The 24,896-nt window shown below is 75.2% G+C and carries 24 protein-coding genes; 15 read left to right on the top strand and 9 right to left on the bottom strand.

Features of this window, described 5'->3' with window-relative positions:
- Nucleotides 1-101: 101 nt before the first annotated feature.
- Nucleotides 102-335: a DUF3107 domain-containing protein gene (locus E7744_RS05485; protein ID WP_137773248.1), complete on the top strand. Its 234-nt coding sequence runs from the start codon at nucleotides 102-104 to the stop codon at nucleotides 333-335.
- A gap of 77 nt (nucleotides 336-412) precedes the next feature.
- On the opposite strand, the gene E7744_RS05480 is transcribed toward E7744_RS05485, so the two are convergent.
- Nucleotides 413-1,117, bottom strand: a complete 705-nt coding sequence (locus tag E7744_RS05480; protein WP_137773247.1) for a 4a-hydroxytetrahydrobiopterin dehydratase — start codon at nucleotides 1,115-1,117, stop codon at nucleotides 413-415.
- 145 nt (nucleotides 1,118-1,262) lie between these two features.
- Between E7744_RS05480 and E7744_RS05475 the strand changes: the two genes are divergently transcribed.
- From E7744_RS05475 to E7744_RS05465, 3 genes are all read left to right on the top strand, one after another.
- A complete protein-coding gene (locus E7744_RS05475) occupies nucleotides 1,263-2,864 on the top strand; it encodes an RNB domain-containing ribonuclease (RefSeq protein ID WP_137773246.1) in 1,602 nt (533 codons plus the stop codon).
- A 282-nt stretch (nucleotides 2,865-3,146) separates the two neighbouring features.
- Nucleotides 3,147-4,952, top strand: coding sequence for a DEAD/DEAH box helicase (locus tag E7744_RS05470; protein ID WP_137773245.1), 1,806 nt, complete (start codon nucleotides 3,147-3,149; stop codon nucleotides 4,950-4,952).
- Nucleotides 4,953-4,975: 23 nt separating this feature from the next.
- Nucleotides 4,976-5,932 (top strand): site-specific DNA-methyltransferase, encoded by a 957-nt coding sequence (locus tag E7744_RS05465; protein ID WP_246858564.1) that lies wholly within the window; start codon nucleotides 4,976-4,978, stop codon nucleotides 5,930-5,932.
- Here E7744_RS05465 and E7744_RS05460 read toward each other — a convergent pair.
- Complete coding sequence (locus E7744_RS05460) at nucleotides 5,919-6,767, bottom strand: PHP domain-containing protein (RefSeq protein ID WP_137773244.1); 849 nt, start codon at nucleotides 6,765-6,767, stop codon at nucleotides 5,919-5,921. The two genes, E7744_RS05465 and E7744_RS05460, sit on opposite strands and share 14 nt — an antisense overlap.
- Before the next feature lie 95 nt (nucleotides 6,768-6,862).
- Between E7744_RS05460 and E7744_RS05455 the strand changes: the two genes are divergently transcribed.
- Nucleotides 6,863-8,422, top strand: a complete 1,560-nt coding sequence (locus E7744_RS05455) for an aminopeptidase P family protein (protein ID WP_137773243.1) — start codon at nucleotides 6,863-6,865, stop codon at nucleotides 8,420-8,422.
- A gap of 54 nt (nucleotides 8,423-8,476) precedes the next feature.
- Here the strand turns inward: E7744_RS05455 and E7744_RS16475 are convergent, their stop codons facing one another.
- Nucleotides 8,477-9,829, bottom strand: a complete 1,353-nt coding sequence (locus E7744_RS16475; protein WP_137773242.1) for a general stress protein — start codon at nucleotides 9,827-9,829, stop codon at nucleotides 8,477-8,479.
- A 102-nt stretch (nucleotides 9,830-9,931) separates the two neighbouring features.
- Between E7744_RS16475 and E7744_RS05445 the strand changes: the two genes are divergently transcribed.
- From E7744_RS05445 to E7744_RS05435, 3 genes are read left to right on the top strand one after another with little or no spacing between them, the layout of a single operon-like run.
- On the top strand, nucleotides 9,932-11,212 hold the full coding sequence (locus E7744_RS05445) for a magnesium transporter MgtE N-terminal domain-containing protein (protein WP_137773241.1): 1,281 nt from the start codon (nucleotides 9,932-9,934) through the stop codon (nucleotides 11,210-11,212).
- On the top strand, nucleotides 11,212-12,036 hold the full coding sequence (locus E7744_RS05440) for a DUF1003 domain-containing protein (protein WP_137774871.1): 825 nt from the start codon (nucleotides 11,212-11,214) through the stop codon (nucleotides 12,034-12,036). Before E7744_RS05445 ends, E7744_RS05440 begins: the two co-directional genes overlap by 1 nt.
- Nucleotides 12,033-13,268: an Mrp/NBP35 family ATP-binding protein gene (locus tag E7744_RS05435; RefSeq protein WP_137773240.1), complete on the top strand. Its 1,236-nt coding sequence runs from the start codon at nucleotides 12,033-12,035 to the stop codon at nucleotides 13,266-13,268. The genes E7744_RS05440 and E7744_RS05435 overlap by 4 nt, the downstream gene beginning before the upstream one ends.
- A gap of 115 nt (nucleotides 13,269-13,383) precedes the next feature.
- Here E7744_RS05435 and E7744_RS15940 read toward each other — a convergent pair whose 3' ends face one another.
- Nucleotides 13,384-14,124, bottom strand: a complete 741-nt coding sequence (locus E7744_RS15940; RefSeq protein ID WP_137773239.1) for a twin-arginine translocase TatA/TatE family subunit — start codon at nucleotides 14,122-14,124, stop codon at nucleotides 13,384-13,386.
- Nucleotides 14,125-14,179: 55 nt separating this feature from the next.
- Nucleotides 14,180-15,454, bottom strand: a complete 1,275-nt coding sequence (locus E7744_RS05425; protein ID WP_137773238.1) for a zf-HC2 domain-containing protein — start codon at nucleotides 15,452-15,454, stop codon at nucleotides 14,180-14,182.
- 251 nt (nucleotides 15,455-15,705) lie between these two features.
- Here E7744_RS05425 and E7744_RS05420 point away from each other — a divergent pair, with 251 nt between their 5' ends.
- Complete coding sequence (locus E7744_RS05420) at nucleotides 15,706-16,356, top strand: O-methyltransferase (RefSeq protein ID WP_137773237.1); 651 nt, start codon at nucleotides 15,706-15,708, stop codon at nucleotides 16,354-16,356.
- A 171-nt stretch (nucleotides 16,357-16,527) separates the two neighbouring features.
- Here E7744_RS05420 and E7744_RS05415 read toward each other — a convergent pair whose 3' ends face one another.
- The 3 genes from E7744_RS05415 to E7744_RS05405 form a co-directional block, all read right to left on the bottom strand.
- Nucleotides 16,528-16,698 (bottom strand): DUF3117 domain-containing protein, encoded by a 171-nt coding sequence (locus tag E7744_RS05415; protein WP_083843390.1) that lies wholly within the window; start codon nucleotides 16,696-16,698, stop codon nucleotides 16,528-16,530.
- A gap of 103 nt (nucleotides 16,699-16,801) precedes the next feature.
- A complete protein-coding gene (locus tag E7744_RS05410; RefSeq protein WP_137773236.1) occupies nucleotides 16,802-17,167 on the bottom strand; it encodes a DivIVA domain-containing protein in 366 nt (121 codons plus the stop codon).
- Nucleotides 17,164-18,138, bottom strand: a complete 975-nt coding sequence (locus tag E7744_RS05405) for a TIGR00730 family Rossman fold protein (RefSeq protein WP_137773235.1) — start codon at nucleotides 18,136-18,138, stop codon at nucleotides 17,164-17,166. Before E7744_RS05405 ends, E7744_RS05410 begins: the two co-directional genes overlap by 4 nt.
- A gap of 189 nt (nucleotides 18,139-18,327) precedes the next feature.
- Between E7744_RS05405 and E7744_RS05400 the strand changes: the two genes are divergently transcribed.
- The 4 genes from E7744_RS05400 (at nucleotide 18,328) to E7744_RS05385 (ending at nucleotide 21,739) form a co-directional block, all read left to right on the top strand.
- Nucleotides 18,328-19,122, top strand: a complete 795-nt coding sequence (locus E7744_RS05400; RefSeq protein ID WP_137773234.1) for an amino acid ABC transporter ATP-binding protein — start codon at nucleotides 18,328-18,330, stop codon at nucleotides 19,120-19,122.
- A gap of 91 nt (nucleotides 19,123-19,213) precedes the next feature.
- Complete coding sequence (locus tag E7744_RS05395; protein WP_137773233.1) at nucleotides 19,214-20,092, top strand: glutamate ABC transporter substrate-binding protein; 879 nt, start codon at nucleotides 19,214-19,216, stop codon at nucleotides 20,090-20,092.
- A gap of 88 nt (nucleotides 20,093-20,180) precedes the next feature.
- A complete protein-coding gene (locus E7744_RS05390) occupies nucleotides 20,181-20,855 on the top strand; it encodes an amino acid ABC transporter permease (RefSeq protein ID WP_137773232.1) in 675 nt (224 codons plus the stop codon).
- Entirely contained in the window at nucleotides 20,852-21,739 is an 888-nt protein-coding gene (locus E7744_RS05385; protein WP_137773231.1) for an amino acid ABC transporter permease, read from the top strand. The genes E7744_RS05390 and E7744_RS05385 overlap by 4 nt, the downstream gene beginning before the upstream one ends.
- Before the next feature lie 15 nt (nucleotides 21,740-21,754).
- On the opposite strand, the gene dapE is transcribed toward E7744_RS05385, so the two are convergent.
- A complete protein-coding gene (gene dapE, locus E7744_RS05380; protein ID WP_137773230.1) occupies nucleotides 21,755-22,945 on the bottom strand; it encodes a succinyl-diaminopimelate desuccinylase in 1,191 nt (396 codons plus the stop codon).
- Nucleotides 22,946-22,963: 18 nt separating this feature from the next.
- Between dapE and dapD the strand changes: the two genes are divergently transcribed.
- Nucleotides 22,964-23,968, top strand: coding sequence for a 2,3,4,5-tetrahydropyridine-2,6-dicarboxylate N-succinyltransferase (gene dapD / locus E7744_RS05375; RefSeq protein ID WP_137773229.1), 1,005 nt, complete (start codon nucleotides 22,964-22,966; stop codon nucleotides 23,966-23,968).
- Between the two features lie 15 nt (nucleotides 23,969-23,983).
- On the top strand, nucleotides 23,984-24,838 hold the full coding sequence (locus E7744_RS05370; protein WP_137773228.1) for a hypothetical protein: 855 nt from the start codon (nucleotides 23,984-23,986) through the stop codon (nucleotides 24,836-24,838).
- Nucleotides 24,839-24,896 lie beyond the last annotated feature (58 nt).

Here is a 24,896-nt window from a genome sequence, read left to right as displayed (position 1 = left end):
GCCGGGCCCGTCAGGCGGTGCTTTCGCCTAGTCTGGCGTTCGGAACAACCGTCCGGTCCCGGCGCCGGGGCCGGTCCATGACCTGAGCGAAGGAGACCGCCATGGAGATCCGCATCGGCGTGCAGAACGTGGCCCGTGAAGTCGTCATCGAGTCGGACGCCAGCAACGAGGACGTCGCCCGCCTCGTCTCCGACGCCCTCGCCGAGGGCGGGCCGCTGCGCCTGAAGGACACCAAGGGCCGCGTGGTCCTGGTCCCGGCGAACATCATCGGCTACGTGGAGATCGGCACCGAGTCCGCCCGCCCCGTGGGCTTCGTGGCCACCCCCGGCCGCTGACGCCGCCGGGGCCGCGGCCCCTCCGGCCGCCGCCGGACCCCCTCGTCCCGCCGGACCCCCGACGACCCGGACGGCCCTCAGGCCGCCGGGTCGTCGCCGTCCCCGGCGTCCTCGGCGTCCTCGGCGTCCTCGTCGGGCTCGCCACTGCACAGGCACACGCGGTTGCCGTCGGCGTCCGTGTAGATCCACCAGCGGGGGGCGAAGGCGTCGTCCTCCCGGCCGTCCCGCGAGCGTCCGGCCAGCTCGGTGCGCAGCGCGTCCAGCCCGTCCCACGGGACGGTCACGTCCACGTGCATCGGGCGCGCGTCCGGGGTGCCGGTCCGCTGGAACCACAGCCCGGGCCCGCGGCGGTGCGGGTCCCGCAGGTCGCCCGTCCGCCCGTGGCGCGCGTAGCCGAGCGCGGTGGCCCAGAACCCCTCGAGCGCCTCGGGGTCACGGGTGTCCAGCGCGAGGTCGTAGGACCGGTTCTCGGCGGGGACGGGCACGGCCCCCGACTCGGCGGCGAGCTCCGAGATCCGCCGGGCCAGCCGGACGTCGCGCCGCGTGACCGCTCCCCCGGCGTCGTGGCTGGAGGAGTCGAGGAACAGGTGGTCATAGCGCCAGTCCAGGTCTGGGTGGTGGTCCAGTTCCTCGCACACCGCGCCGATCCGGCCCATCAGCTCCACCGCCGCCGCGCTGTCCCGGCAGCGGTACGCCGTGTAGATCCCGGTGTTGCGATGGCGCCAGTCCGGCAGCCCGGCCAGCGCGTCGTCGAGGTCCGCGCCCGTGAGGATTCCCGTCATGGCTCCCACGGTGCCGTGCCGGCCCGCGGTGGTCAACCGCGGGGTCCCGGGGGCCGCGGGTCCCGGCGGCCGCGGCCGACCGCCGGCCCCGCCCGCCCGGCCGCACCGGCGGCGCGGGCACCGACCGGCCGGTAGGGTGTGACCCGTGTCCTACTACCACCTGGACCTCGCCCGCTCCGCCGCGCAGACCGAACTGGCGCGCCGGATGGCCGCGCTCCGGGACGAGTTCGGCCTGCCCGCGGGGTTCAGCCCCGAGGTCCTGGCCGAGGCGGAGCGGGCCGCGGCCGCCGTCGCCGCCCGGTTGCCCGAACGCGACCGCACCGGGCTGCCCCTGGTGACGATCGACCCCCCGGGCTCCACGGACCTGGACCAGGCGCTGTTCATCGAGCCGGGGGCGGAGGGCCACCCGGAGGGCTTCACCGTCCACTACGCGGTCGCCGACGTGCCCGCCTTCATCGTCCCGGGCGGAGCCCTGGACGCCGAGACGCTGCGCCGGGGCCAGACCGTCTACCTCCCCGACGGCCGGGTGCCCCTGCACCCCGAGGTCATCAGCGAGGGCCAGGGCTCGCTGCTGCCCCGGGTGGACCGCGGCGCGTACCTGTGGACCTTCTCCCTGGACGCCGCCGGGACCCTCGTGGGCACCGACCTGGAGCGGGCCACGGTGCGCAGCCGCGAGCAGCTCACCTACGAGCAGGCGCAGGCCAGGATCGACGCCGGCCCGGTCGGCGGACCACCCGGCCCCGGGCCCGACGGGGGCGCCGGCGCCGCCGGGGCGACGGAGGCGGAGCGGATCGCCCGGTCGCTCGCGCTGCTGCGGCGGGTGGGGATCCTGCGCACGCAGCGGGAGGCCGCCCGCGGCGGGGCGAGCCTGCGCCTGCCCGAGCAGGAGATCACGGCCACCGACGGCGGCTACGCGGTGCTCACCGCTCCCCCACTGCAGGTCGAGGACTGGAACGCCCAGGTCTCCCTGCTGACGGGGATGGCCGCGGCCCGGATCATGCTCGACGGCGGGGTGGGCATCCTGCGCACCATGCCGGCCGCCGACGACGACTCGGTGGACCGGTTCCGCGCCCGCACCCGCGCGCTCGGCCGGCCCTGGCCCCGGGAACAGTCCTACGGGGAGTACCTGCGCGGGCTGGACATCCGCGATCCGCAGCAGCTGGCGATCATGCACGCCGCCACGTCCCTCTTCCGGGGGGCCGGCTACACGGCCTTCGACGGCGAGGTGCCCGCACAGGCGGAGCAGTCGGCGATCGCGGCGCCCTACGCCCACGCCACCGCCCCGCTGCGCCGCCTCGTGGACCGCTTCGTCCTCGTGACCTGCCTGGCCCTGGTCCGGGGCGAGGAGGTCCCGGCGGCCGTCCGCGGCGTGCTGCCCGCGCTGCCCGAGGCCATGCGGGAGTCCACGCTGCTGGCCTCCCGCACCGCCAACGCGGCCCTCGAGCTCGTGGAGGCGGCCTCCCTGCACGGCCTGGAGGGTCGCGAGTTCGACGCGGTGGTCGTCTCCGCGCCGGGGCCCGAGCAGGAGGCCAGGGCCCGGGAGCAGGGGCGGCTGCCGTGGGGGGAGGTCCAGGTGGAGCACCCGCCCGTGCTGGCCCGCTACGAGGGCTTCGCCTCGGCGGGAAGCCGCGTGCGCGTGGTCCTGGTGACCGCGGACATGGCCACCCGCACCGTGCTGTTCCGCGTGGCCGGCCAGGAGCCCCCGGCGGAGCCCGCACGGCAGGCGGCCTCCGAACCGGTAGACTGAGGCCACCAGGGATGACCGGTCGCACTGTTCATCTGTGTTCACCCTCGTGATCTGACTTACCGGATCCGGCAGGAGGCCCCGCCAGCACGGCGCGGGCCGGCCCGGGTCCCGGGCCCTCCGCGCGGAGGTCGCCCGGCAACTCCCGCGATCGGCTCCACCAAGGACGCACGGCGTCCGGCCGGACCGCGCCGCCCACCCGCTCGGAGGGGCGAGCCGCAGGAGCGCACTGACACAGTGCCATCGCACCGGGCCGACGTGCCTGAACGACGGGACACCCTCCCCATGACCCCTGAACAGAAGATCGCCGCGGACAACGACGTCGACACCGAGGACCTCTCCACCGCCGCCATCGAGACCGTGGACGTCGAGGACTCGATCGACATCCACGAGGCCAACGCGCCCCAGCCCGAGAAGACCTTCGCGGACTTCGCCGTGCGCGCCGACATGGTCGAGGCGCTGGCCGAGAAGGGCATCACCCACCCCTTCCCCATCCAGGCCATGACGCTGCCGGTCGCCCTGTCCGGCCACGACATCATCGGCCAGGCCAAGACCGGCACGGGCAAGACCCTCGGCTTCGGCCTGCCGCTGCTGCAGCGGGTGGTCGGCCCGGACGAGGAGGGCTTCGACCGGCTCTCCGCCCCCGGCGCCCCGCAGGCGCTCGTGGTGGCGCCGACCCGCGAGCTGGCCAACCAGGTGGCCGCGGACATCACCGCCGCCGCCTCCAAGCGGTCCGTGCGCATCGCCACCATCTACGGCGGCCGCGCCTACGAGCCGCAGATCGAGGAGCTCCAGCGCGGCGTCGAGGTCGTGGTCGGCACCCCCGGCCGGCTCATCGACCTGATGCGCCAGCGCCACCTGAACCTCAAGCTGGTCAAGATCGTGGTGCTGGACGAGGCCGACGAGATGCTGGACCTGGGCTTCCTGCCGGACGTGGAGACGCTGCTCTCCGCCGTCCCGGAGGTGCGCCAGACCATGCTCTTCTCCGCCACCATGCCCGGCCCCGTGGTCGCCATGGCCCGCCGGTACATGACCCAGCCGACCCACATCCGCGCCGCGGACCCGGAGGACGAGGGCATCACCAAGAAGGACATCCGCCAGCTGGTGTACCGCGCCCACCACATGGACAAGGACGAGCTGGTGGCCCGCGCCCTGCAGGCCGAGGGCCGCGGCAAGACCATCATCTTCACCCGCACCAAGCGCACCGCCGCCCGCCTCTCGGACGAGCTGGAGAAGCGCGGCTTCGCCGCCGGCGCCATCCACGGCGACCTCGGGCAGGGCGCGCGCGAGCAGGCGCTGCGCGCGTTCCGCGGGGACAAGATCGACGTGCTGGTGGCCACGGACGTGGCCGCCCGCGGCATCGACGTGGACGACGTGACCCACGTGATCAACTTCCAGTGCCCCGAGGACGAGAAGACCTACCTGCACCGCGTGGGCCGCACGGGGCGCGCCGGCAACAAGGGCACCGCCGTGACCCTGGTGGACTGGGAGGACATGCCCCGCTGGACCCTGATCAACAAGGCCCTGGGCATGGACGTGCCCGAGCCGGCGGAGACCTACTCGTCCTCGAAGCACCTGTTCGCCGACCTCGGCATCCCGAAGGGCACCAAGGGCCGGCTGCCGAAGGTCCGGCGCACGAAGGCCGGCCTCGACGCGGAGGTCCTCGAGGACCTCGGCGGCCCCGGCGCCCCGCGCGGCGGGCGCGAGCGCGGCCGCGGCGGACGCGACGGGGGCCGGGACGGCGGACGCGAGGGCGGCCGTGGGGGCCGTGACGGCGGACGTGGCGGCCGGGGCTCCGGCGACGCCGGCCGCGAGGGCTCCGAGGGTGGGCGCGGGCGCTCCCGCGGTCGGGGCCGCGACGCCGGGCGCGACGGTGCCGGGCGCGAGGGCGCCGCGGCCGGGGGCGCCACCCGGGGCGGCGCCGAGGGCGCCGCGGGCGAGGGCCGTCGTCGGGACGGGGCTGCGGCCGAGGGTGCCGGCGAGGGCCGCGAGCGCTCGGCGCGCCGGCGCAGCCGCACCCGCACGCGCCGCCGCACCGGCGAGGCGGCACCGGGCGGCGGCTCCGGCGCGGCCCCGGCCTCCGGCGACTGAGCAGCCCGGTCCCCGGCGGCGACGTGACGCGATTCGACCCGGAGGGCCCCGACCTGGTGGTGGCGGCGGAGAACCTCGAGTTCCTGCCGTCGCTGCCGGACGGGGCCTTCACCCTGGTGTACCTCGACCCCCCGTTCAACACGGGGCGCACGCAGCGGCGTCAGCAGCTCACCACGGTGCGCGCCGCGGCGGACGAGGCCGACCGCATCGGCTTCGGCGGCCGCGGCTACAAGACCATCAAGGGCGCCCTGGCCTCCTACGACGACGCGTTCGCCGACTACTGGGAGTTCCTCGAGCCGCGCCTGCGCGAGGCGTGGCGGCTGCTGGCTGACGACGGGACGCTGTACCTGCACCTGGACTACCGGGAGGTGCACTACGCCAAGGTCATGCTGGACGCGATCTTCGGCCGGGAGTGCTTCCTCAACGAGATCATCTGGGCCTATGACTACGGCGGCCGGTCCCGGCGCCGGTGGCCGGCCAAGCACGACACGATCCTGGTGTACGTGAAGGACCCGGAGGGGTACTGGTTCGACTCCGCCGAGGTGGACCGCGAGCCGTACATGGCGCCGGGCCTCGTCACCCCGGAGAAGGCCGAGCGCGGCAAGCTGCCCACGGACGTGTGGTGGCACACCATCGTCTCCCCCACGGGCCGGGAGAAGACCGGGTACCCCACCCAGAAGCCGCTGGGCCTGCTGCGCCGGATGGTCGCGGCGTCCTCCCGGCCCGGGGACTGGGTGCTGGACTTCTTCGCCGGCTCGGGCACGCTCGGGGCGGCGGCCGCGGAGCTGGGGCGGCGGTTCGTCCTCGTGGACCGCAATCCCGAGGCGATCGAGGTCATGGGCCGCCGGCTCGCCGCGCTGAGCCCGCGGCTGGCCGTCGGCGCGGCCGCGGACCGCAGCGGCGCGGTGGACACCCCGGACCTCGGCGGCGCCGCGGGTCCTGCGGACACCGCGGAGCCCGGGGACGTCAGGGGCGGATGACCTCGGTGCCGGTGCCGCGCTCGATGATCTGCGCGACCACCGCGTCCGGGGTCGTGTGCTCGCCGATCCGGTTGGGCTTGCCCGCGCCGTGGTAGTCGGAGGAGCCGGTCACGACCAGGCCGTGCCGGCGGGCCAGCAGCCGCAGCCAGCGCCGTCCCTCGTCCGGGTTGTCCCGGTGGTCCACCTCCACGCCGGCCAGGCCGGCCTCGATCATCTCCTCGAACAGCTCCGGACCCACCACGCGGCCGCGCATGGAGGCCACCGGGTGGGCGAACACCGGCACGCCGCCGGCCGCCAGCACGAGCCGGACGGCGTCCACCGGGTCCGGGGCGTAGTGGCCCACGTAGTACCGCGAGCGCGGGGTGAGGATCGAGGTGAACGCCGCCGAGCGGTCCCGCACGACCCCGTGGGCCACCAGCGCGTCGGCGATGTGCGGCCGGCCGATGGTGGCGTCCGGCGTGGAGTGGCGCAGCACGTCGTCCCACGTGATCGGGTAGTCCTCCGCCAGCCGCTCCACCATCCGCTGGGCCCGGGAGAACCGCGAGCTCCGCGCGCGCTCGATCTCCGCGCGCAGGGCCTCGTCGTGCGGGTCGTGCAGGTAGGACAGCAGGTGGACGCTGATGCCCGTGGAGGAGACGCAGGAGACCTCCATGCCCGGGATCAACACGAGCCCCGAGGCGACGGCCTGGTCCGCGGCCCGCGCCCAGCCCGCCGTGGAGTCGTGGTCGGTCAGCGCGAGCCCCGCCAGCCCGGCCATCGCCGCGGCGCGCACCACGGTCTGGGGCGGTTCGGTGCCATCCGAGACATTGGAGTGCGTGTGCAGGTCGAACGGCATGCCCACCAGCCTAGCCAACCCCTCGCGCGGCCGGTGGCACGGCCCGCGGCGGAGCGGCCAGGGGACGCCGCCGCCGGGGTGCGATGATGGACGCCATGAGCGATGCACAGTCCCCGTTGCCGGCGACCCCGGACCACGACCCCCAGCCCCTCCAGGACCGCGTGGACAACCGGTCCCAGAAGCCGACCTCCCTGGCGTTCAAGGAGTTCATGGGGGCCAACTGGGCTCCGGCCTCCGCGGCCCCGGCCATGCCGGACGCCTCCTCGCCGTTCGCCGCGCAGCGCCGCAAGGCCCTCTCCGCCCGCTACCCGGGTGAGCGCCTCGTGGTCCCGGCCGGCCCGCTGAAGGTCCGCTCCAACGACACCGACTACCGCTTCCGCGCCCACTCCGCCTTCGCCCACCTGACCGGCCTGGGCGTGGACCACGAGCCGGACGCCGTCCTGGTGCTCGAGCCCGTGGACGAGGGCGCCGGGGACCACGGCTCCGACCACGAGGCGACGCTGTACTTCCGCCCCCTAGCCGGCCGCGACACCGAGGAGTTCTACTCCAACGCCCGCACGGGCGAGTTCTGGGTGGGGGCCCGCCCCACGCTCGGCGAGCTGGAGGCACGCACCGGGATCCGGACCGCGGACCTGTCCGGCCTCGAGGTCGCCGTCACCAAGGACGCCGGCGCCGTGGAGTTCGGTGGGGTCCGCATCCGCCTCCTGCGCGGGTCCGACCTGGACGTCGAGGCCCTCGTGGACACCTCGCGGATCAACACGGGCGTGGACCTGGAGGCCTCGGACGCCCTCGACGGCGAGCTGTCCGAGTTCCTCTCCGAGCTCCGCCTGGTCAAGGACGGCTGGGAGGTCGAGGAGCTGCGCGGCTCCGTGGCCGCCACGATCGCCGGCTTCGAGGACATCGTGCGCGTGCTGCCCACGGCGCGCGGCCACGAGCGCGGCGAGCGCATCGTGGAGGGCGCCTTCTTCGCCCGCGCCCGGCTGGAGGGCAACGACCTGGGCTACGACACGATCGCCGCCTCCGGCAACAACGCCACGGTCCTGCACTGGATCCGCAACAACGGCGCCGTGCGGGACGGGGACCTGATCCTCGTGGACGCCGGCGTGGAGGCCGAGTCCCTCTATACGGCGGACATCACGCGCACCCTGCCCGTGGACGGGACGTTCACGGACGTCCAGCGCCGCGTCTACTCCGCCGTGCTGGACGCGGCGGACGCGGCCTTCAAAGCCGTGCGCCCCGGCGTGCGGTTCCGGGACATCCACGAGACCGCCATGCGGGTGCTGGCCGAGCGCCTGCACGAGTGGGGCCTGCTGCCCGTGTCCGTGGAGGAGGCCCTGTCCCCGGCGGGCCAGCAGCACCGGCGCTGGATGCCGCACGGCACCAGCCACCACCTGGGCCTGGACGTGCACGACTGCGCCCAGGCCAAGCGCGAGCTCTACCTGGACGGCGTGCTGGAGCCGGGCATGGTGTTCACCATCGAGCCGGGCCTGTACTTCAAGGCCGAGGACCTCGCCGTGCCGGAGGAGTACCGCGGCCTCGGGGTGCGCCTGGAGGACGACATCCTCGTCACGGACGAGGGCGCCGAGAACCTCTCCGCCGCGCTGCCGCGCACGCCCGAGCAGATCGAGGAGTGGATGGCCCGGCTGCAGGGCTGATCCTCCGGGCCCGCCCGGAGGATCCGGCGGCCCCGCACGGCCGGCCCGGCCGGTTCAGGCGGAGCCGTCGCGGGGCGGGTCCCCCGCCGGGTGCCCGGGCTCCGGGCGGTCGGCGGGCCGGTCGGGACCGGCGCTCGTCCCGGGCCCGTCGCCGGTCTCCGGCGCCGTGCTCCGCGCACCCGCCGGGCCGTCGTCGCCCTGGCCCGCGGAGGCGCCGCCGGGCCGCGCGGCGCCCTCGCCGGGGCGCGCGGCGCGCCGGCCGTAGCGCGGCCGGCGGAAGCCCTCCTCCCCGGCCCCCGACGACGGCGCCGGTCCCTCCGTGCCGTCCACCGCCTGCGGACCCCCGGCGCCGGGGCCCTCCCCGCCGTCGACACCGTCGACGGGGCGGTGCGGGTCCGACCGCCGGCCGCGACCGCCGGCCCCGCCGTGGCCGTAGTCGGGCGCGGCGAACGCGCCCTGGCTCCGGGGGTGGCCGGTACCGCGCCCGCGCAGCATGCGCTCCCGCAGCACCCGGGCCTCGGCCTCGGGCAGCCGGATGCCGTACTGCGGGCGCCCGTCCGGCAGGTCCGGGAGGTCGTGTGAACCGCCCGGCCGCGCCGGGGCCACGGGCGCCTCCGGGGCCGCCGCCTGCCCGGCAGCCGTGCGTCCGCTCCCGGCCGGGGCGGCGGTCCCGTCCTGCCCGGCCGTGCCGGGGGCGGGGCTCCCTGCGGAGGCCATACCGGCGTCCGGACCCCCGGACGGCGACGGACCGGCCGCGTGGGATCCGGAGCCCACCGGCCCGGCGGGCCCGTCCTCGGCCCCCGACCCCGGGGCGGCGGCCCCGGGGCCGCCGGGAGCCCCGCCCCCGGAGCGCGGGCCCGGCGTCGGGCCGGGCAGGGGGGCGGACGGCGGGGCCGGCGCCGGGACGGACGGTCCGGCCGGGGACCCGGCCGGGCCGCCGAGCAGCTGCCGGGCGCGCGCCGCCGTCTCGAAGGCACACACCACGTCGAAGCGGGTCGGGACGAGCTGCTGGACGGAGTCGAAGCCCCGGCCCTTGCGGACGGCGAGGCCCACCACGCCGAGCAGCACCCAGATCCCGACGCCGAGCCCGACCGTGTAGAGGATGTCCAGGCCCGAGCCGGAGGGGTCCACGAGGGACATGACGATGCCGAGCATCAGGCCGAAGAAGGCTCCCTGCAGGGCCGAGCGCAGCGCCACCGAGGCATAGGTGAGCCGGTTGCGGATGCGCTCGACCATGCGCAGGTCGGTCCCGACGATGGAGACCGTGCGCACCTCGAACCCGGCCTCGGAGAGCCGGTCCAGGACGGCGCGCGCCTGCGCGTAGGTCTCGTACGTGCCCAGGACCTCCCCGCGCGGCAGGCCGCCGCCCGTGGGATCGGTGGACGCGGGGCCGAAGAACATGGACATGGCCCCATTCTGCCGCCCCGGTCGCGGCCGGGCACCACGGGCGGCGGGTTCTCCGCCACCGGCGTAAGCCCCCGGGCCCCGGACGCCAACTAGGCTGGGGGGATGAGTGCGCCCAAGATCTTCGTCGCCCGCCTGCTGGGCCTCGACGTGTTCGACCCGCTGGGGGACCGCCTGGGCCGCATGCGCGATGCCGTGGTGGCCGACCGCGGGCCGGGACTGCCCCCCGTGGCGGTCGGGCTCGTCATCGAGGTCCCGGGCAAGAAGCGCGTGTTCGTCCCGATGACCCGGGTGACGTCCATGGACTCCGGCCAGGTCATCACCACCGGGCTGATCAACCTGCGCCGCTTCGAGCGCCGCGGGGCCGAGCTGATGGTGGCCGGGGACCTCTTCGACCGGCGCGTGACGCTCACGGACGGCTCCGGCACGGCCGTGCTGGAGGACGTGGGGCTCGAGCAGCAGCGCAACGGCGACTGGCTGGTCAGCGACCTCTACGTCCGCCGTGACGCGGGGCGCACCGCGTTCGGTCGCGTGCGCGGCGAGCACCTGCTGCTGGACTGGGGCCAGGCCCGGTGGGCCGATCGCGAGGAGCCGCAGGGGGCCACGAGCTTCGTCGCCGCCCACGAGGACCTCAAGCCGGCCGACCTGGCCGACGTGCTGCACGAGATGACCGCCAAGCGCCGCGTGGAGGTGGCCACCGAGCTCCAGGACGAGCGGCTGGCGGACGTGCTGCAGGAGCTGCCCGACGACGACCAGGTGGAGATCATCTCGCACCTGGACATCGAGCGGGCCGCCGACGTCCTCGAGGAGATGGACCCGGACGACGCGGCGGACCTGCTGCACGAGCTGCCCGACTCCCAGCAGGAGCTGCTGCTGGAGCTGATGGAGCCCGCCGACGCGGACGACGTCCGCCGTCTCATGGAGTACGAGGAGAACACCGCCGGCTCCGTCATGACGCCGGTGCCGGTGATCATGCCGCCGGAGGCCACGGTGGCCGAGGCGCTGGCGAACATCCGCCAGCAGGAGTTCACCCCCGCGATGGCCTCGCTGGTGATCGTCGCCCGGCCCCCGCTGGAGACGCCCACGGGCCGCTACCTCGGCGTGGTGCACTTCCAGAAGCTGCTGCGCTATCCGCCGCCGGAGCCGCTGGGCAACCTGCTGGACAAGGACCTCGAGCCGGTCTCCGACCTCACGCCGCTGCCCGCGGTGACCCGCGAGCTGGCCACGTACAACCTCACCTGCATCCCCGTGGTCAACGAGCACCACCGGGTGGTGGGGGCGGTGACCGTGGACGACGTGCTGGACCACATCCTCCCGCAGGACTGGCGCAGCATGGACGATCCCGACGAGCACGACCAGCACCGGATGCGGCGGAAGGCGGGATGATGGCGGACAAGATCGGCGACCCCGGCATGCGCCGGACCGGCCTGGACACCCCGCTCGGGGCCCGGGGCCGGCGCTGGCCCCGGCTGAGCCCCAACCCGGACGCCTTCGGGGAGGCCACGGAGGGCTTCGCCCGGTTCATGGGCACGCCCCAGTTCCTGCTGGCCATGACCGTGTTCTGCGCGCTGTGGCTGGGGTGGAACACCTTCGCCCCAGACCCGTGGCGCTTCGACTCCGCCGCCCTGGGCTTCACCGCGCTGACCCTCGTGCTCTCGCTGCAGGCCTCCTATGCCGCACCCCTGCTGCTGCTGGCGCAGAACCGGCAGGACGACCGGGACAAGGTGTCCCTGCGCGAGGACCGCCTGCGCGCCGAGCGCAACCTCGCGGACACCGAGTACCTGACCCGCGAGCTCGCCGGCCTGCGCATCGCCCTGCAGGACGTGGCCACCCGCGACTTCGTCCGCTCCGAGATGCGCGACGCCGTCGCGGAGATCACCGAGGAGCTCAGGGCCGAGCTGCGCGAGCAGGTCCGCGCGGAGCTGCTCGCGGAGGGGGCCTCCGGGCCCGACGCCGACCGGGCCTCCCGCGGGGGCGGCACCCGGAAGAAGGCCAAGAAGAAGAACCGGCCCGGCCGCGAGGCGCGCGAGCGCCGCGAGGGCGACGACGAGGCCTCGCCGACCACCACGCTCGCGATCATCGCGGCGGAGGAGGCGGCGGGCGGCCAGCGCCTCCCCGTCCGGAGCGGCGGCACGGCGGAGCCCACGACGGACCCCATGACGGACCCCACGACGGACCCCACGACCGACAAGGACACCCCGACCGCATGACGGACACCCCCTCCCCCGCGACGCCCGAGCACGCCCCGGGATCCCGCGTCACCGGGGCCGACGCCCCTGGCTCCGACGCGCCCGCCGGCGTGCCGGGACCGCCCGCGGACGCCACGGCCCTGGAGCGGGCCGCCTGGGCGCGCCTCGGCGGCGTGCTGGACCCCGAGCTGCGCCGCCCGGTCACCGAGCTCGGCATGGTGGACGCGGTCACGGAGGACCGCGCCACCGGACACCTGGTGATCGGCATCCGGCTGACGATCGCCGGCTGCCCCCTGCGGGACACCATCACCGGGGACGTGGAGCGGGCGATGGCCGGTCTGGAGGGGTGCCGCGGCGTCGAGGTGGTCATGGCCGTCATGACCCCGGAGCAGCGGGCGGCCCTGAAGGACCGGCTCACCGCCGGCCGGCCCGCCAACCCCTTCGGTGCCCAGGGCCTGGCCAAGGTCTACGCGGTGGCCTCGGGCAAGGGCGGCGTGGGCAAGTCCACCGTGACCGCGAACCTCGCCACCGCGCTGGCGGCCCGGGGCCTGTCCGTGGGCCTGGTGGACGCGGACATCCACGGCTTCTCCATCCCCGGCCTGCTCGGCACCACGGCGCGGCCCACCCGGGTGGACGAGATGATCCTGCCCCCCGTGGCCCACGGCGTGAAGGTCATCTCGATCGGCATGTTCCTGGACGCGGACCGGCCCGTGGCCTGGCGCGGGCCCATGCTGCACCGCGCCCTGGAGCAGTTCGTGACGGACGTGTACTGGGGGGACGTGGACGTGCTCCTCGTGGACCTGCCGCCGGGGACCGGGGACATCGCGATCTCCGCGGCCCAGTTGCTGCCGACCTCGGAGCTGCTCGTGGTGACCACCCCGCAGCAGGCGGCCGCCCAGGTGGCGGCCCGGGCCGGGGAGCTGTCCGAGCAGACCGGGCAGCAGGTGGCCGGCGTGGTGGAGAACATGGCCGCGATGACCCTGCCGGACGGCACGGTGCTGGACCTGTTCGGCAGCGGCGGCGGCCAGCTCGTGGCGGACCGCCTCACGCAGTCGCTCGGCCAGCCGGTCCCCCTGCTGGGATCCGTCCCGCTGGACCCGGTGCTGCGCCAGGACGGCGACGGCGGCACCCCCGTGGTGCTGGCCCATCCGGACTCGGCGGCGGGCGCCGAACTGCGGCGCATCGCCGGGGCGCTGGCCGTGCGGCCGCGCGGGCTGGCGGGGATGCGCCTGCCGGTGAGCCCGCGCGACTGACCCCGCCCGCGGCCGACGGCGGGGCGGCCTCGGCGCTGGCCCTGGGGCGGCCCGGCCGACCACAGGCACGGGGGCGACTCGGCCGGCCGCAGGCCCGGCGGGGTCCCGGCTCGGCTCAGGTGGCCTCGGGGTCGAAGGGCGTGGCCCGCCGCCCGGCCGGGGCGCCGGGCTCCGCGCCGGTCCCGGGCAGCGGCCGGGAGGCGGCGGGCCCGTCCTCGGACCCCACGGCCGAGGCGACCGGGACCGTCGCGGCGACGGCGGGCACCGGCGCGGCGGCGCGGGAACCCCCCGGCCCCTCGGCGCCGTCGGTGCCCTCCACGGCACCCTCCGGCACGGGCACGTCCACGGGCACGTCCACGGACTCGGCGGCCTCCGCGCCGGGGCGCGGGTCCTGCCCCTCCGGAGCCTCGGCGGAGCGCCGCGAGGAGCCGAAGAACAGGGCACGGGGGTCCATCTCCCTGAGGTCGTCGCGCAGGGCGTCCCGCTCGGAGCGGGCGGCCTCGAGGTCCGTGCGCAGCGACTCGCGGGTGTCGTCGTCCAGGGCGGCGGTGGAGCCGGCGCCCGAGGGCCGGGCGGCCCGGCCGGCGTCGGGACCGTCCACGGGCTCCGAGAGCGCGTCGCGGATGATGCGGCGCGGGTCGTACTGCCGGGGATCGTAGCGCCGCCAGTTGATCTCGTCGAAGTCGGTCCCGGTCTCCTCCTTGAACTGGGACTTGGCCCCCTCGGCCATGGCCCGCAGGTTCCGGATCCACTCGGTGAGCTTGCGGGTGTACTCCGGCAGCTTCTCGGGGCCGAGCACCAGGACGGCGAGCACCACCAGGATGATGAGCTCTGCACCGTTGATTCCGAAGGTCACGGGACCCCAGCCTACCGGAGCGCCCCGTGCCCGCCGCGGGCACGACGTGCGGCCGTCACCGCGGTGCGACCAGGGTCACCCCGGACCACGGCAACAGCCGGTCGAACCCCCGGGCGAGCCGCTCGGCGGCCGAGTCCGGGGCGGTCCCCCCGAGCACCCGGGAGCGCTCCGAGATGACCACCATGGACATCACGCGGGACGCGCTCTCCACGGGCAGGTCCGAGTCCACCGCGTAGGACGCCTCGTCCGTCGTCATGGCTGCCGTCCACGAGCCGTCCGCCCGTTCCCGGACGGTCATCTCCACGCCCACCGGCAGCTCCACGGGCCGACCGCCGACGTCGGCCAGGGGCTCCGCGACCACGCTCGCGAGCGCCGAGGCCGCGGCACCGGCCTCCCGGGCGGCGGCCGCGGGGCCCGCGGCACCGGACGAGCCCCCCGCGGCGGGCGCCGCGGTCCAGTCCACGGGGCACGACGGCGGCGCCGCCCCGTCCCGCAGGGAGCGGCACTCGTGCAGCTCGAGGGAGTGGGCGTCCCCGGACAGGGTCATGACCACCTCGGCGGCACCCTCCCCGTGCTGCCACCCGGTGGTCTCCCCCCGCAGTCCGAGCCCGTGGAGGGTGGGCACGTTCCACCCCGCCTGCCGCAGTTCGGTGACCATGGCCGGCGTCAGGTCCACGGCGCCGGCCCGGGTGAACCCGCCCTCGCCACCGGGCACCGCCGGGACGGACGCGGCGTCCGGGGACGCGGTCGATGTCGCCGGGGACGGGGCGGCCACGGCGGGGAGCCCGGCACCGGCGGGCGCCAGCACGGCCGCGTCCGGGGTGCCCGTCCCGGCCGCCGGCCCGCCGGTCGCGGCGCCGTCGGTGGCGGCGCCGTCGGTCGACCTCGGGGACCCGGGGGCCGACACGCGGGCGTCCCCGCCCTCGTCGGAGGCGGGGGCACCGGCGAGGGGCAGGAGGTGTTCCGGCGGGGAGGCGTCCGGGTCGCCGGCGACCCAGGCTCCGGCCAGGGCACCCGAGGCGAGGAGCCCCGCGGCGCCGAGCCCGAGGACCACCTTCCAGCCCGCGATCCCCTCCCGGCGCTCGAGCAGCGGCGGTTCCGCGGGACCCGTCGGGCGGCCGGGGTACGCCGACGGCCGGGCCGCGGTGGAGCGCGCCCACGCCGTGGACCCGAGGGAGGAGGCGGCCCGCAGGATGCGCCGACGCTGCTCCACCTCCCGGCGGCAGTCCGCGCAGTCGGCGAGGTGCGCCCTCACGCGCTGGTGGGAGCCGGGGGCCAGGGCGCCCTCGACATAGGAGTCGAGACGCGCGCGCGGATGGAACACCGCCATCAGACGGTGTCCTTCCCTCCGGCGGGGATTCCGGGGGCCGGGGTGCAGGGGGGCTTCATGAGGGGTGTGGTGCAGTCGGTCAGGCACACTGCCGTCGACTCCTTTCCGTCACCGGCCCAGTCTGCCCGCCCTTTCTGGGAGGCGCCTGAACACCCACCGGGCTCGCCGTAGACTGGGACACCGGTTCGCCACCCGCGCGGAGTCCCCGCCGGCCCGGACCGCCTCCGTCCCGAGAGAATCGAGCCCGCACCATGAAGGCCCTGAGCCCCCACCAGACCGACAAGCATGCCAGCTGGGCATTCGCCGAGTCGCGTCCGGACGAGGACGAGGTCATGCTGCGGGCCCGCGAGCGCTCCGCCGACCTGGGCATCACCCCCGTGAGCGAGGGCACCGCGGCCCTGCTGACGGTCCTGGCGGCGACCCGCTCCCCCGCCACGCTCGTGGAGATCGGCACGGGCGCGGGCGTCTCCGGGCTGGCCCTCATGCGCGGGCTGTCCCGGTCCGCCATGCTCACCACCATCGACCCGGACGCCGAGGCGCTGCGGGCGGCCCGCGAGGCCTTCGCCGACGGCGGCTTCCCCGCCAACCGCACCCGGATGATCACGGGCCGGGCCCGGACGGTGGTGCCGCGGCTGACCAGCCGCTCGTACGACCTCGTGTTCCTGGACGCGGACAAGGCCTCGCTCGTCTTCCACGTGGAGCAGGCCGCGCGGCTGCTGCGGCCGGGCGGGCTGCTCGTGGTCAACGACGCCCTGGACCAGGACCGGGTGCCCCGGCCGGCGGTGCGCGAGGCCTCCACCGTCGCCGCCCGCGAGGCCGGGAAGCTGCTGCGGGACGAGCACGAGTGGTTCTCCGCCCTCGTGCCCACCGGCACCGGCGTCCTCATCGCCGTGCGCCGCTGAGCGCCGGCCCCTCCCGGCCCCTTGCGCTGGGGAGCGGCGACGGCCGCCGGTCCCGGGCGCGAACCGCGGCCGGACGGACCACCCCGGACACGACGGGACCCCCGGACCCGCCGCGAGGCGATGGTCCGGGGGTCCCGTCGTGGAGCCCGGCCGAGGCGGCCGGGCGGGGCATCAGCCCTCGGTGACCCCGACGAGGCACTCCTTCAGCGAGTTGGCCTCCTCGTTGTTGAGCTCGAGGACCAGGCGACCGCCGCCGTCGATCGGCACGCGCATGATCAGGCTCCGTCCCTCCTTGGTCACTTCCATGGGACCATCCCCGGTACGAGGCTTCATGGCTGCCATCTGTGTTCCCTTCTCACTGCGGTTCCCCTGTCACAGCGGGGCCGCGGATGTTCCGGCGGCCGACGCCAGGCCAGCGCCGGTCGCTGGGCGCTTGACATCCTCATTATTCCGGATTCCCGGCGGTGCCGCTAATCACACCGCCACGACCGCCCGGGTCAGCGGGCCGCGGGACCGCGCCGTCCTCCCGCCCGCGCAGCCGCTCGATCTCCGCGTCCCGGGCGGCGAGCGCGGCCGCCAGGCACTCCAGGACCTCGTCCACCTGGTCCATCCGGTAGCCGCGCAGGCCCGGCGAGAAGCGCACGGCCGCCACGTCGGCGGGGCCCGGCTCCGCGGGCAGCAGCACGGGCGGGAGGGTGGGCAGCGGCTCGGCGAGCGGCGCCGCGAAACCGGTGCGGCCGGCCAGCGCGAGCGCGGCCAGGCCCACCACGACGACGGCCGCCACCAGGACCAGCACCACGAACACGCTCACTGCGGGTCCCCCGCCGCCTCGCCGCGGTCGGACCGGCGCCGGTCGGTGCGGCGCGGGTCGGCCGGCGGGTCCCCGGGCCCGGGCGGGTCGGCGAGCGGGTCCGCCGGCCGCTCGGCCGGAGGGGCGCCGGAGAGCAACTCGTCCGCCGGACGCCGGCGGGCCGCGTCGGCGCGGTGGCGGTCGGGCCACCGGTCCACCGGCACCGTGTGCAGCACGAGGTCCACGGCCTCCTCGGGGGTGTCGGCGAGCTGGAGCAGCTCCACGTCGCCGGCGTCGACCATCCCCCGCGCCGCCAGCGTCTGCCGCACCCAGTCCACGAGGGGGGCCCAGAACTCCCGGCCGAGCAGCACCACCGGGAAGGCGGTGACCTTCCCGGTCTGCACCAGGGTCAGCGCCTCGAACAGCTCGTCCAGGGTGCCCATGCCGCCGGGCACCACCACGAAGCCCTGGGAGTACTTCAGGAACATCACCTTGCGGACGAAGAAGTAGCGGAAGTCGATCCCGAGGTCCACCCACTCGTTCATGCCCTGCTCGTGCGGCAGCTCGATCCCGAGCCCGACCGAGTGCCCGCCGCCCTCCTTGGCGCCGCGGTTCGCCGCTTCCATGGCCCCGGGCCCGCCCCCCGTGATGACGTCGAAGCCGGCCCGGGCGAGCAGCCGGCCGACCTCGCGGGCCTGCTCGTAGCCGGGCTCGCCCGGGCGGACCCGGGCGGACCCGAAGACCGAGATGGCCGGCCCCAGGCCGGCCAGCGAGCCGAAGCCCTCGACGAACTCGCCCTGGATCCGCATGACCCGCCACGGGTCCGTGGAGGTGAAGTCCACGTGCCGCGGCTCGGCGAGGTCGGCCAGGCGCGGCCGGGAGTCCAGCAGCAACTGGTCGAAGGTGGGGATGCGCGCGCGGGTCCCCCGGATCGTCTGGGGTCCCCGGCGGATGCCGTGCCGGTCGGTCCCGTCGGTGCTGTCCTGTGGCATGGCACCACCCTAGTGCGGCCCCGGTGCGGGCGGCCGGTGCGGGCCGCCCCGGCCGGGGCGCGCCCGCGGGCGCCGGTCCGCCCCGTTCCCTCGGACGAGGTGCTTCAGGGACGCAACGATCGGGTAAAGGGTGGGCGGTCCGCCGCCCTCTGGTGACGTGGACGGATGCGGTCCTATAGTCTCTTCGGCATGACGCAGAGCACATCCGGCCCAGCGGACCCCCCCGCGGCCGGCACCACCGGCACGCGGGTCCTGGTCGAACTGGAGGACGTCAACAAGCACTTCGGCTCCTTCCAGGCGCTCAAGGACATCAACCTCACCATCCCCGAGCGGCAGGTGGCGATCGTCCTGGGTCCCTCGGGATCGGGCAAGTCCACGCTGTGCCGCACGATCAACCGCCTCGAGACGATCGACGAGGGCGGCACGATCCGCATCGACGGCAAGCCGCTGCCCGCGGAGGGCAAGGCGCTCGCCCGGCTGCGGGCCGACGTCGGGATGGTCTTCCAGTCCTTCAACCTCTTCGCCCACAAGTCGATCCTCGAGAACGTCACCCTGGGGCCGATCAAGGTCAAGGGACTGAAGAAGGCCCAGGCCGAGAAGGAGGCCATGGAACTGCTGGAGCGGGTGGGCGTGGCCCAGCAGGCGAAGAAGATGCCGGCCCAGCTCTCCGGCGGCCAGCAGCAGCGCGTGGCGATCGCCCGGGCCCTGGCCATGAGGCCCAAGGTGCTCCTCTTCGACGAGCCCACCTCGGCCCTGGACCCCGAGATGGTCCAGGAGGTGCTCGACGTCATGGTGCAGCTCGCCCGCGAGGGCATGACCATGGTCGTGGTCACCCACGAGATGGGCTTCGCCCGCAAGGCCGGCGACCGGGTGATCTTCATGGACGGCGGCGCCGTCCTGGAGGACACCGACCCCGAGACGTTCTTCACCCGTCCCCAGCACCCCCGCGCCAAGGACTTCCTGGGGAAGATCCTGACCCACTGACCCGCCCGGCACGTCGCCGGCCCGGAGGATCCCGGCCGGACCCGGACCGGGCCCCGAACCGCACCCATCCCGCACCGTCACTGGAGGAACCATGCGCACCAAGTACCTGTCCATCGCCGCCCTGGCCGCCTCGGCCGCCCTGGCCCTGTCCGCCTGCTCCCCGTCCTCCTCGGAGAACGGCGGCGGCGGTGAGGGCGGCGCCAGCGAGACCGCGGGCGGCGGCGGGGACTCCGTCCGCATCGGCATCAAGTTCGACCAGCCCGGCCTCGGCTTCCGCGAGGGCTCCGGCGAGCCCACCGGCTTCGACGTGGACGTCGCCAAGTACGTCGCGGGCGAGCTCGGCTACTCCGAGGACCAGATCGAGTGGGTCCAGACCCCCTCGGCGAACCGCGAGAACGCCCTGGAGGGCGGCGAGGTGGACATGATCTTCGCGACCTACTCCATCACCGACGAGCGCAAGCAGCGCGTGGACTTCGCCGGCCCCTACTTCGTGGCCGGCCAGGACCTGCTGGTGCGCCAGGAGGAGAACGGCATCAAGGGCCCGGAGGACCTCGACGGCAAGAACCTGTGCTCCGTCACCGGCTCCACCTCCGCCCAGAAGATCAAGGACGAGTACGCCCAGGGCGTCAACCTGGTGGAGCAGGGCGGGTACGCCGAGTGCACGACCTACCTCGAGTCCGGCCAGGTGGACGCCGTCACCACGGACGACATCATCCTCGCCGGCCTGGCGGCCACCCAGGAGAACTCCGGGAAGTTCAAGGTGGTCGGCAACCCCTTCACCGAGGAGCGCTACGGCGTGGGCCTGCCCAAGGGCTCGACCGACGTGTGCGAGGACGTCAACGACGCGATCGAGAAGATGAAGGAGGAGGGCGCCTGGGAGGAGGCCCTGGCCTCCGCGACCGAGGGCACCGGGTACGAGCCGGACCAGGAGCGCAACGAGGACGTCGAGATGGAGTCCTGCGACGACTGACCGGCGCCCCGCCGAGCAGTGAGACGGCGGCGGTCCGGGCCCCGCGCCCGGCCGCCGCCGTCGAGAACCCCCACGACCCGGGAAGCTCATGAACGGTTTTCTTCAACTCCTGGCCGAGTACGACATCCTCGGCGCCTTCTGGATGAACGTCCGGCTGACCGTGCTCGCGGCGATCGGCTCCTTCGTCCTCGGCACGCTCCTCGCGGTGTTCCGCATCTCCCCCGTGGGCTCCCTGCGGGCGATCGGCACCTCCTACGTCAACGTGGTGCGCAACACCCCGCTGACGATCATCATGGTGCTCGGCGTGCTCGCCGTGTGGGGGCAGCTGAAGATCGAGTTCTCCCGGGACTTCAACCTGAACTTCTTCACCTACGCCGTGATCGCGCTGTCGATCTACCACGCGGCGTTCGTGTGCGAGGCGATCCGCTCCGGCGTCAACACCGTGCCCCAGGGCCAGGCCGAGGCGGCCCGCGCCATCGGGCTCAGCTTCCTGCCCGCGGCCCGCATGGTCGTGCTGCCGCAGGCGCTGCGCGGGGCGATCACCCCGCTGGGCAACACGCTGATCGCCCTGACCAAGAACACGACCGTGGCCGCGGCCGCCTCGGTGGCCGAGGCCTCGGGGCTGATGAAGACGATGATCGAGTTCAACCCCGACCTGATGATCTACATCTTCCTGACCATCGCGATCGGGTTCTGCGTGATCGTGATCCCCATGGGCCTGCTGACGACCTGGCTCTCCGACAAGCTGGCGGTGGCCCGATGAAGCAGCAGTCGACCGTCCTCTTCGACGCCCCGGGTCCGCGGGCCCGGCGGAACATCCTCATCTCCAACGCCGTGGCGCTGGCCGCCGTGCTGGTGCTCGTGGTGCTCGTGCTGATGCAGCTGGACCGCCAGGACCAGCTCGCCCCCGCCAAGTGGGCCAACGCGCTCAACGCCAACGCGTGGTCCAACTACTACCTGCCGGGACTGCAGTTCACCCTGCAGTCCTCGGGCATCGCGGTCATCACCGCGCTCGTGTTCGGCCTCGTGTTCGGGTTCCTCCGGCTCGCGCCGGTCGCGTTCATCCGGGTGGCCGCGAGCGTGGTCGTGGAGTTCTTCCGCGCCGTGCCCGTGCTGGTGATGATGTTCTTCCTGTACTTCTTCTTCTCCCGGATCGTGGCCCCGGCCGGGCTCATCGACTCCACGGACGCGGCCTACTACGGCGTGATCGTGGGCCTGACCGTCTACAACGGGGCGGTGATCGCGGAGCTCGTGCGCTCCGGCGTGCGGTCCCTGCCGAAGGGCCAGCGGGAGGCGGCGGCCGCCGTGGGGATGACCCCCAACCAGTCCCTGCGCCTGGTCGAGGTCCCGCAGGCGCTCACGGCCATGCTGCCGTCCCTGCTGAGCCAGTTCGTGGTCATCATCAAGGACTCGGCGCTGGGCTACCTGATCGGGTTCTACGAGCTGCTGCAGTACTCGCGCCAGCTGGGCTCGGGCTACTCCAACATCCTGCAGACGCTCGTGATCGCCGCGCTGATCTTCATCGTCATCAACTTCATCCTCACCTGGCTGGCCTCCCGGCTCGCCGGCCGGCTGTCGTCCCGCACCGGGGGCGACACGGCGCCGGTGACCTCCACGACCATGGGCCCGGCCCTGACCGTCAAGTAGCGGAGGGCCGGGGGCTCAGGCGCCGGGCGCGAGCCAGCGCGTGAGCGCCGCGAGGCAGCGGCGGACGGCGCCCGCGGTGACGTGCTCGTCGTCCGTGTGGGCCAGCAGCGCGTCCCCGGGCCCGAAGTTCACGGCGGGCACGCCCAGCTCGGAGAACCGGGCGACGTCGGTCCAGCCGTACTTGGGCATCGGCTCGCCGCCCACGGCGGCGACGAACGCCGCGGCGGCCGGGTGGTCCAGCCCGGGGCGGGCCGCCGGCGAGGCGTCGGTCACCCGGACCTGCTCCGCCGGGATGCCCGCGGCGCCGAGGACCCCGTACACGTGGGCATGGGCCTGCTCCAGCGTCTTGTCCGGTGCGAAGCGGTAGTTGACCTCCACGGCGCAGGCGTCCGGGATGACGTTGCCGGCGGTCCCCCCGTGGATGCGCACGGCGTTCAGGCCCTCGCGGTAGTCCAGCCCCTCCACGGTCACCGTGGCCGGCCGGTAGGCGGCGAGGGCGGCGAGCACGGGGGCGGCCGCGTGGATGGCGTTGACCCCCCGCCAGGCGCGCCCCGAGTGCGCGGCCACGCCGGGCACGGTGACGAGGTACCGGCTCGTGCCGTTGCAGCCGCCCTCCACCACGCCGTCGGTGGGCTCGAGCAGCACGGCGAAGTCGGCCTCCCGCAGCAGTCCGGGGGCCTGCCGGGCCACCCGGCCCAGGCCCGACTTCTCCGACTCCACCTCCTCGTGGTCGTAGAGGACCCAGGTGACGTCGCGCACGGGGACCGGGCCGCCGTCGCGCCCCAGCAGGCCGGCCAGCGCCAGCTGGACGGCCACGCCGCCCTTCATGTCCGTGGCCCCGCGCCCGTACAGCACGTCCGCGTCCTGTGGGACAGCGCCCACGGTGCCGACGCCGGCCGCCGGCTCCCAGCGCGAGGGCACCGTCCCGCGCGCCCCGGGGGTGGTCGGCAGCGGGACGGTGTCGAGGTGCCCGGCCAGCGCCACCCGCGAGTCCAGCCCGAGCTCCGTGCGCGCGACCACGGTGTCCCCGAACCGGTCCACCCGCAGCCGGGGCAGCGCGCGCAGGGCCGCCTCCACGGCGTCGGCCAACGGGGTCTCCGCGTCGGACACGGAGTGCACGTCCAGCAGGGCCGCCGTCAGCACGGCGACGTCGGCCTCGAGCGGGGGCAGGGCGGGCGTGGTGGTGACGGGGAGCGCGGAGTCCATGCCAGTAGGATATTCCCCATGACTTCCACCCCCTCCCAGCCCGGTTCCGCCCTGCCCACCGACCGCCCCGCCGGCCAGGAGGCCGCCGCGCGCACCGCCGCCGGCCTGGGCCTGGCCACCCTCGCCGCGGACGGCACCGTCCTCGACGCCTGGTTCCCGGCCCCGGCCCTGGGTGCGGCCTCCGCCCTGGACGAGTCCCTCGCCGAGGCGCTGGCCGCCGTCGCCGCGGAGGACGCCGACCGCGGGACCACCCAGCTGGTCGTGACGGTCGAGGCCGACCTGGACGCCGCCCCGAAGGACGCCCTCGACGCGTGGCTGCGCCTGCACCTGCTCTCCCACCGGCTGGCCAAGCCGAACTCGATGAACCTGGACGGCATCTTCGGGAAGCTGGCGAACGTGGTGTGGACCAGCGCCGGCCCCTGCGCCGTGGCCGGCTTCGAGACCACGCGCCTGAGGCTGCGCGCCCGCGGCCCGCTGGCCGTCTACGGCGTGGACAAGTTCCCGCGGATGACCGACTACGTGGTGCCCTCCGGGGTGCGCATCGGCGACGCGGACCGCGTGCGCCTCGGCGCCCACCTGGCCGAGGGGACCACGGTGATGCACGAGGGCTTCGTCAACTTCAACGCCGGCACCCTGGGCGCCTCGATGGTCGAGGGCCGCATCTCCGCGGGCGTGGTCGTGGGCGACGGCTCGGACGTGGGCGGCGGTGCCTCGATCATGGGCACCCTGTCCGGCGGCGGCACGCAGCGCATCGTCATCGGCGAGCGGGTGCTGCTCGGCGCCAACTCCGGCGTGGGCATCTCCGTGGGCGACGACTGCGTGGTGGAGGCGGGCCTGTACGTCACCGCCGGCACGCGCGTCACCGTCCGCCAGGACTCGGGGGCGCAGTCCGAGGTCAAGGCCCTGGACCTGTCCGGCGTGCCGAACCTGCTGTTCCGGCGGGACTCCTCCACGGGCCAGGTCCAGGCGCTGCCCCGCGCGGGCCAGACCGTGGCGCTCAATGATGCCCTGCACGCCAACTGACGCACCGGTGACCCGGTGACGCCGCGCACGCGCCGGCGTCGCCGGGCCCTGGGCGTGCTGCTCGTCTGCGCCCTCCTGGTGGCCGGGGGGTTCTGGGCGGCGTCCCGGTTCATCGACGGCTCGGAGATCCTGGTCCGCGAGCGGTGCACCGCCGTGGTGGGCCCGGACTCGTTCGACCTGGCCCCCGACCAGGCCGCCAACGCCGCCCTGATCGCCGCCGTGTCCCTGGACCGGGGCCTGCCCGCGCGCGCGGCCTCGATCGGCATCGCCACCGCGGTGCAGGAGTCCAAGCTGCGCAACATCGACTACGGGGACGAGGCGGGTCCCGACTCCCGGGGCCTGTTCCAGCAGCGCCCCACGCAGGGCTGGGGCTCCGAGGAGCAGGTGATGGACCCCGTCTACGCGGCGAACCGGTTCTACCAGGAGCTCGAGCGGCTGGTGCCGGACTTCGAGCAGGTCGACATCACGGTGGCCGCCCAGGCGGTGCAGCGCTCGGCCTACCCCGATGCCTATGCCGACCACGAGCCGGAGGGCCGGGCCTACGCCTCCGCCCTGACCGGCCACTCCCCCGCCGCCCTGAACTGCGTGCTGAAGGCCCCGGACGCCCCGGGGGACGCCGAGGCCCTCGTGGCGGCGCTGGAGGACCAGCTGTCCGCCGTGGAGCCGTCCGTCTCCCGCGACGGGCGCACCGTGACGATCCCCGCCACCGGGACGCGCGGCTGGGCGCTCGTGCAGTGGGCCGTGGCCCACGCCGACCGGTTCGGGGTCACGGCCGCGTCCTTCGGCGGCCAGGGCTGGGTGCGGGCCGACCACGGCTGGGCGCCCGCCACGGGCACCGACGGCGCCGTGACGATCACCCTCGCCGGCTGAGCCGCCGCGGGACGCCGCCCCCCTGTCCCCGGAGACGCGAACTGGCGGTCGATTCCGC

This window comes from Citricoccus sp. SGAir0253, assembly GCF_005877055.1.
Classification (GTDB): Bacteria; Actinomycetota; Actinomycetes; order Actinomycetales; family Micrococcaceae; genus Citricoccus.
Note: the sequence above shows the minus strand (reverse complement) of the source record. Positions and strands in the feature narration are given on the sequence as shown.

What these genes read in the sequence shown, in the direction of transcription:
- E7744_RS05485 (WP_137773248.1), top strand. Translation starts at nt 102, where the DNA reads ATGGAGATCCGCATCGGCGTGCAGAACGTGGCCCGTGAAGTCGTCATC.
- E7744_RS05480 (WP_137773247.1), bottom strand. Translation starts at nt 1,117, where the DNA reads ATGACGGGAATCCTCACGGGCGCGGACCTCGACGACGCGCTGGCCGGG.
- E7744_RS05470 (WP_137773245.1), top strand. Translation starts at nt 3,147, where the DNA reads ATGACCCCTGAACAGAAGATCGCCGCGGACAACGACGTCGACACCGAG.
- E7744_RS05460 (WP_137773244.1), bottom strand. Translation starts at nt 6,767, where the DNA reads ATGCCGTTCGACCTGCACACGCACTCCAATGTCTCGGATGGCACCGAA.
- E7744_RS05455 (WP_137773243.1), top strand. Translation starts at nt 6,863, where the DNA reads ATGAGCGATGCACAGTCCCCGTTGCCGGCGACCCCGGACCACGACCCC.
- E7744_RS16475 (WP_137773242.1), bottom strand. Translation starts at nt 9,829, where the DNA reads ATGTCCATGTTCTTCGGCCCCGCGTCCACCGATCCCACGGGCGGCGGC.
- E7744_RS05445 (WP_137773241.1), top strand. Translation starts at nt 9,932, where the DNA reads ATGAGTGCGCCCAAGATCTTCGTCGCCCGCCTGCTGGGCCTCGACGTG.
- E7744_RS05440 (WP_137774871.1), top strand. Translation starts at nt 11,212, where the DNA reads ATGGCGGACAAGATCGGCGACCCCGGCATGCGCCGGACCGGCCTGGAC.
- E7744_RS05435 (WP_137773240.1), top strand. Translation starts at nt 12,033, where the DNA reads ATGACGGACACCCCCTCCCCCGCGACGCCCGAGCACGCCCCGGGATCC.
- E7744_RS05425 (WP_137773238.1), bottom strand. Translation starts at nt 15,454, where the DNA reads ATGGCGGTGTTCCATCCGCGCGCGCGTCTCGACTCCTATGTCGAGGGC.
- E7744_RS05420 (WP_137773237.1), top strand. Translation starts at nt 15,706, where the DNA reads ATGAAGGCCCTGAGCCCCCACCAGACCGACAAGCATGCCAGCTGGGCA.
- E7744_RS05415 (WP_083843390.1), bottom strand. Translation starts at nt 16,698, where the DNA reads ATGGCAGCCATGAAGCCTCGTACCGGGGATGGTCCCATGGAAGTGACC.
- E7744_RS05405 (WP_137773235.1), bottom strand. Translation starts at nt 18,138, where the DNA reads ATGCCACAGGACAGCACCGACGGGACCGACCGGCACGGCATCCGCCGG.
- E7744_RS05400 (WP_137773234.1), top strand. Translation starts at nt 18,328, where the DNA reads ATGACGCAGAGCACATCCGGCCCAGCGGACCCCCCCGCGGCCGGCACC.
- E7744_RS05395 (WP_137773233.1), top strand. Translation starts at nt 19,214, where the DNA reads ATGCGCACCAAGTACCTGTCCATCGCCGCCCTGGCCGCCTCGGCCGCC.
- E7744_RS05390 (WP_137773232.1), top strand. Translation starts at nt 20,181, where the DNA reads ATGAACGGTTTTCTTCAACTCCTGGCCGAGTACGACATCCTCGGCGCC.
- E7744_RS05385 (WP_137773231.1), top strand. Translation starts at nt 20,852, where the DNA reads ATGAAGCAGCAGTCGACCGTCCTCTTCGACGCCCCGGGTCCGCGGGCC.
- dapE (WP_137773230.1), bottom strand. Translation starts at nt 22,945, where the DNA reads ATGGACTCCGCGCTCCCCGTCACCACCACGCCCGCCCTGCCCCCGCTC.
- dapD (WP_137773229.1), top strand. Translation starts at nt 22,964, where the DNA reads ATGACTTCCACCCCCTCCCAGCCCGGTTCCGCCCTGCCCACCGACCGC.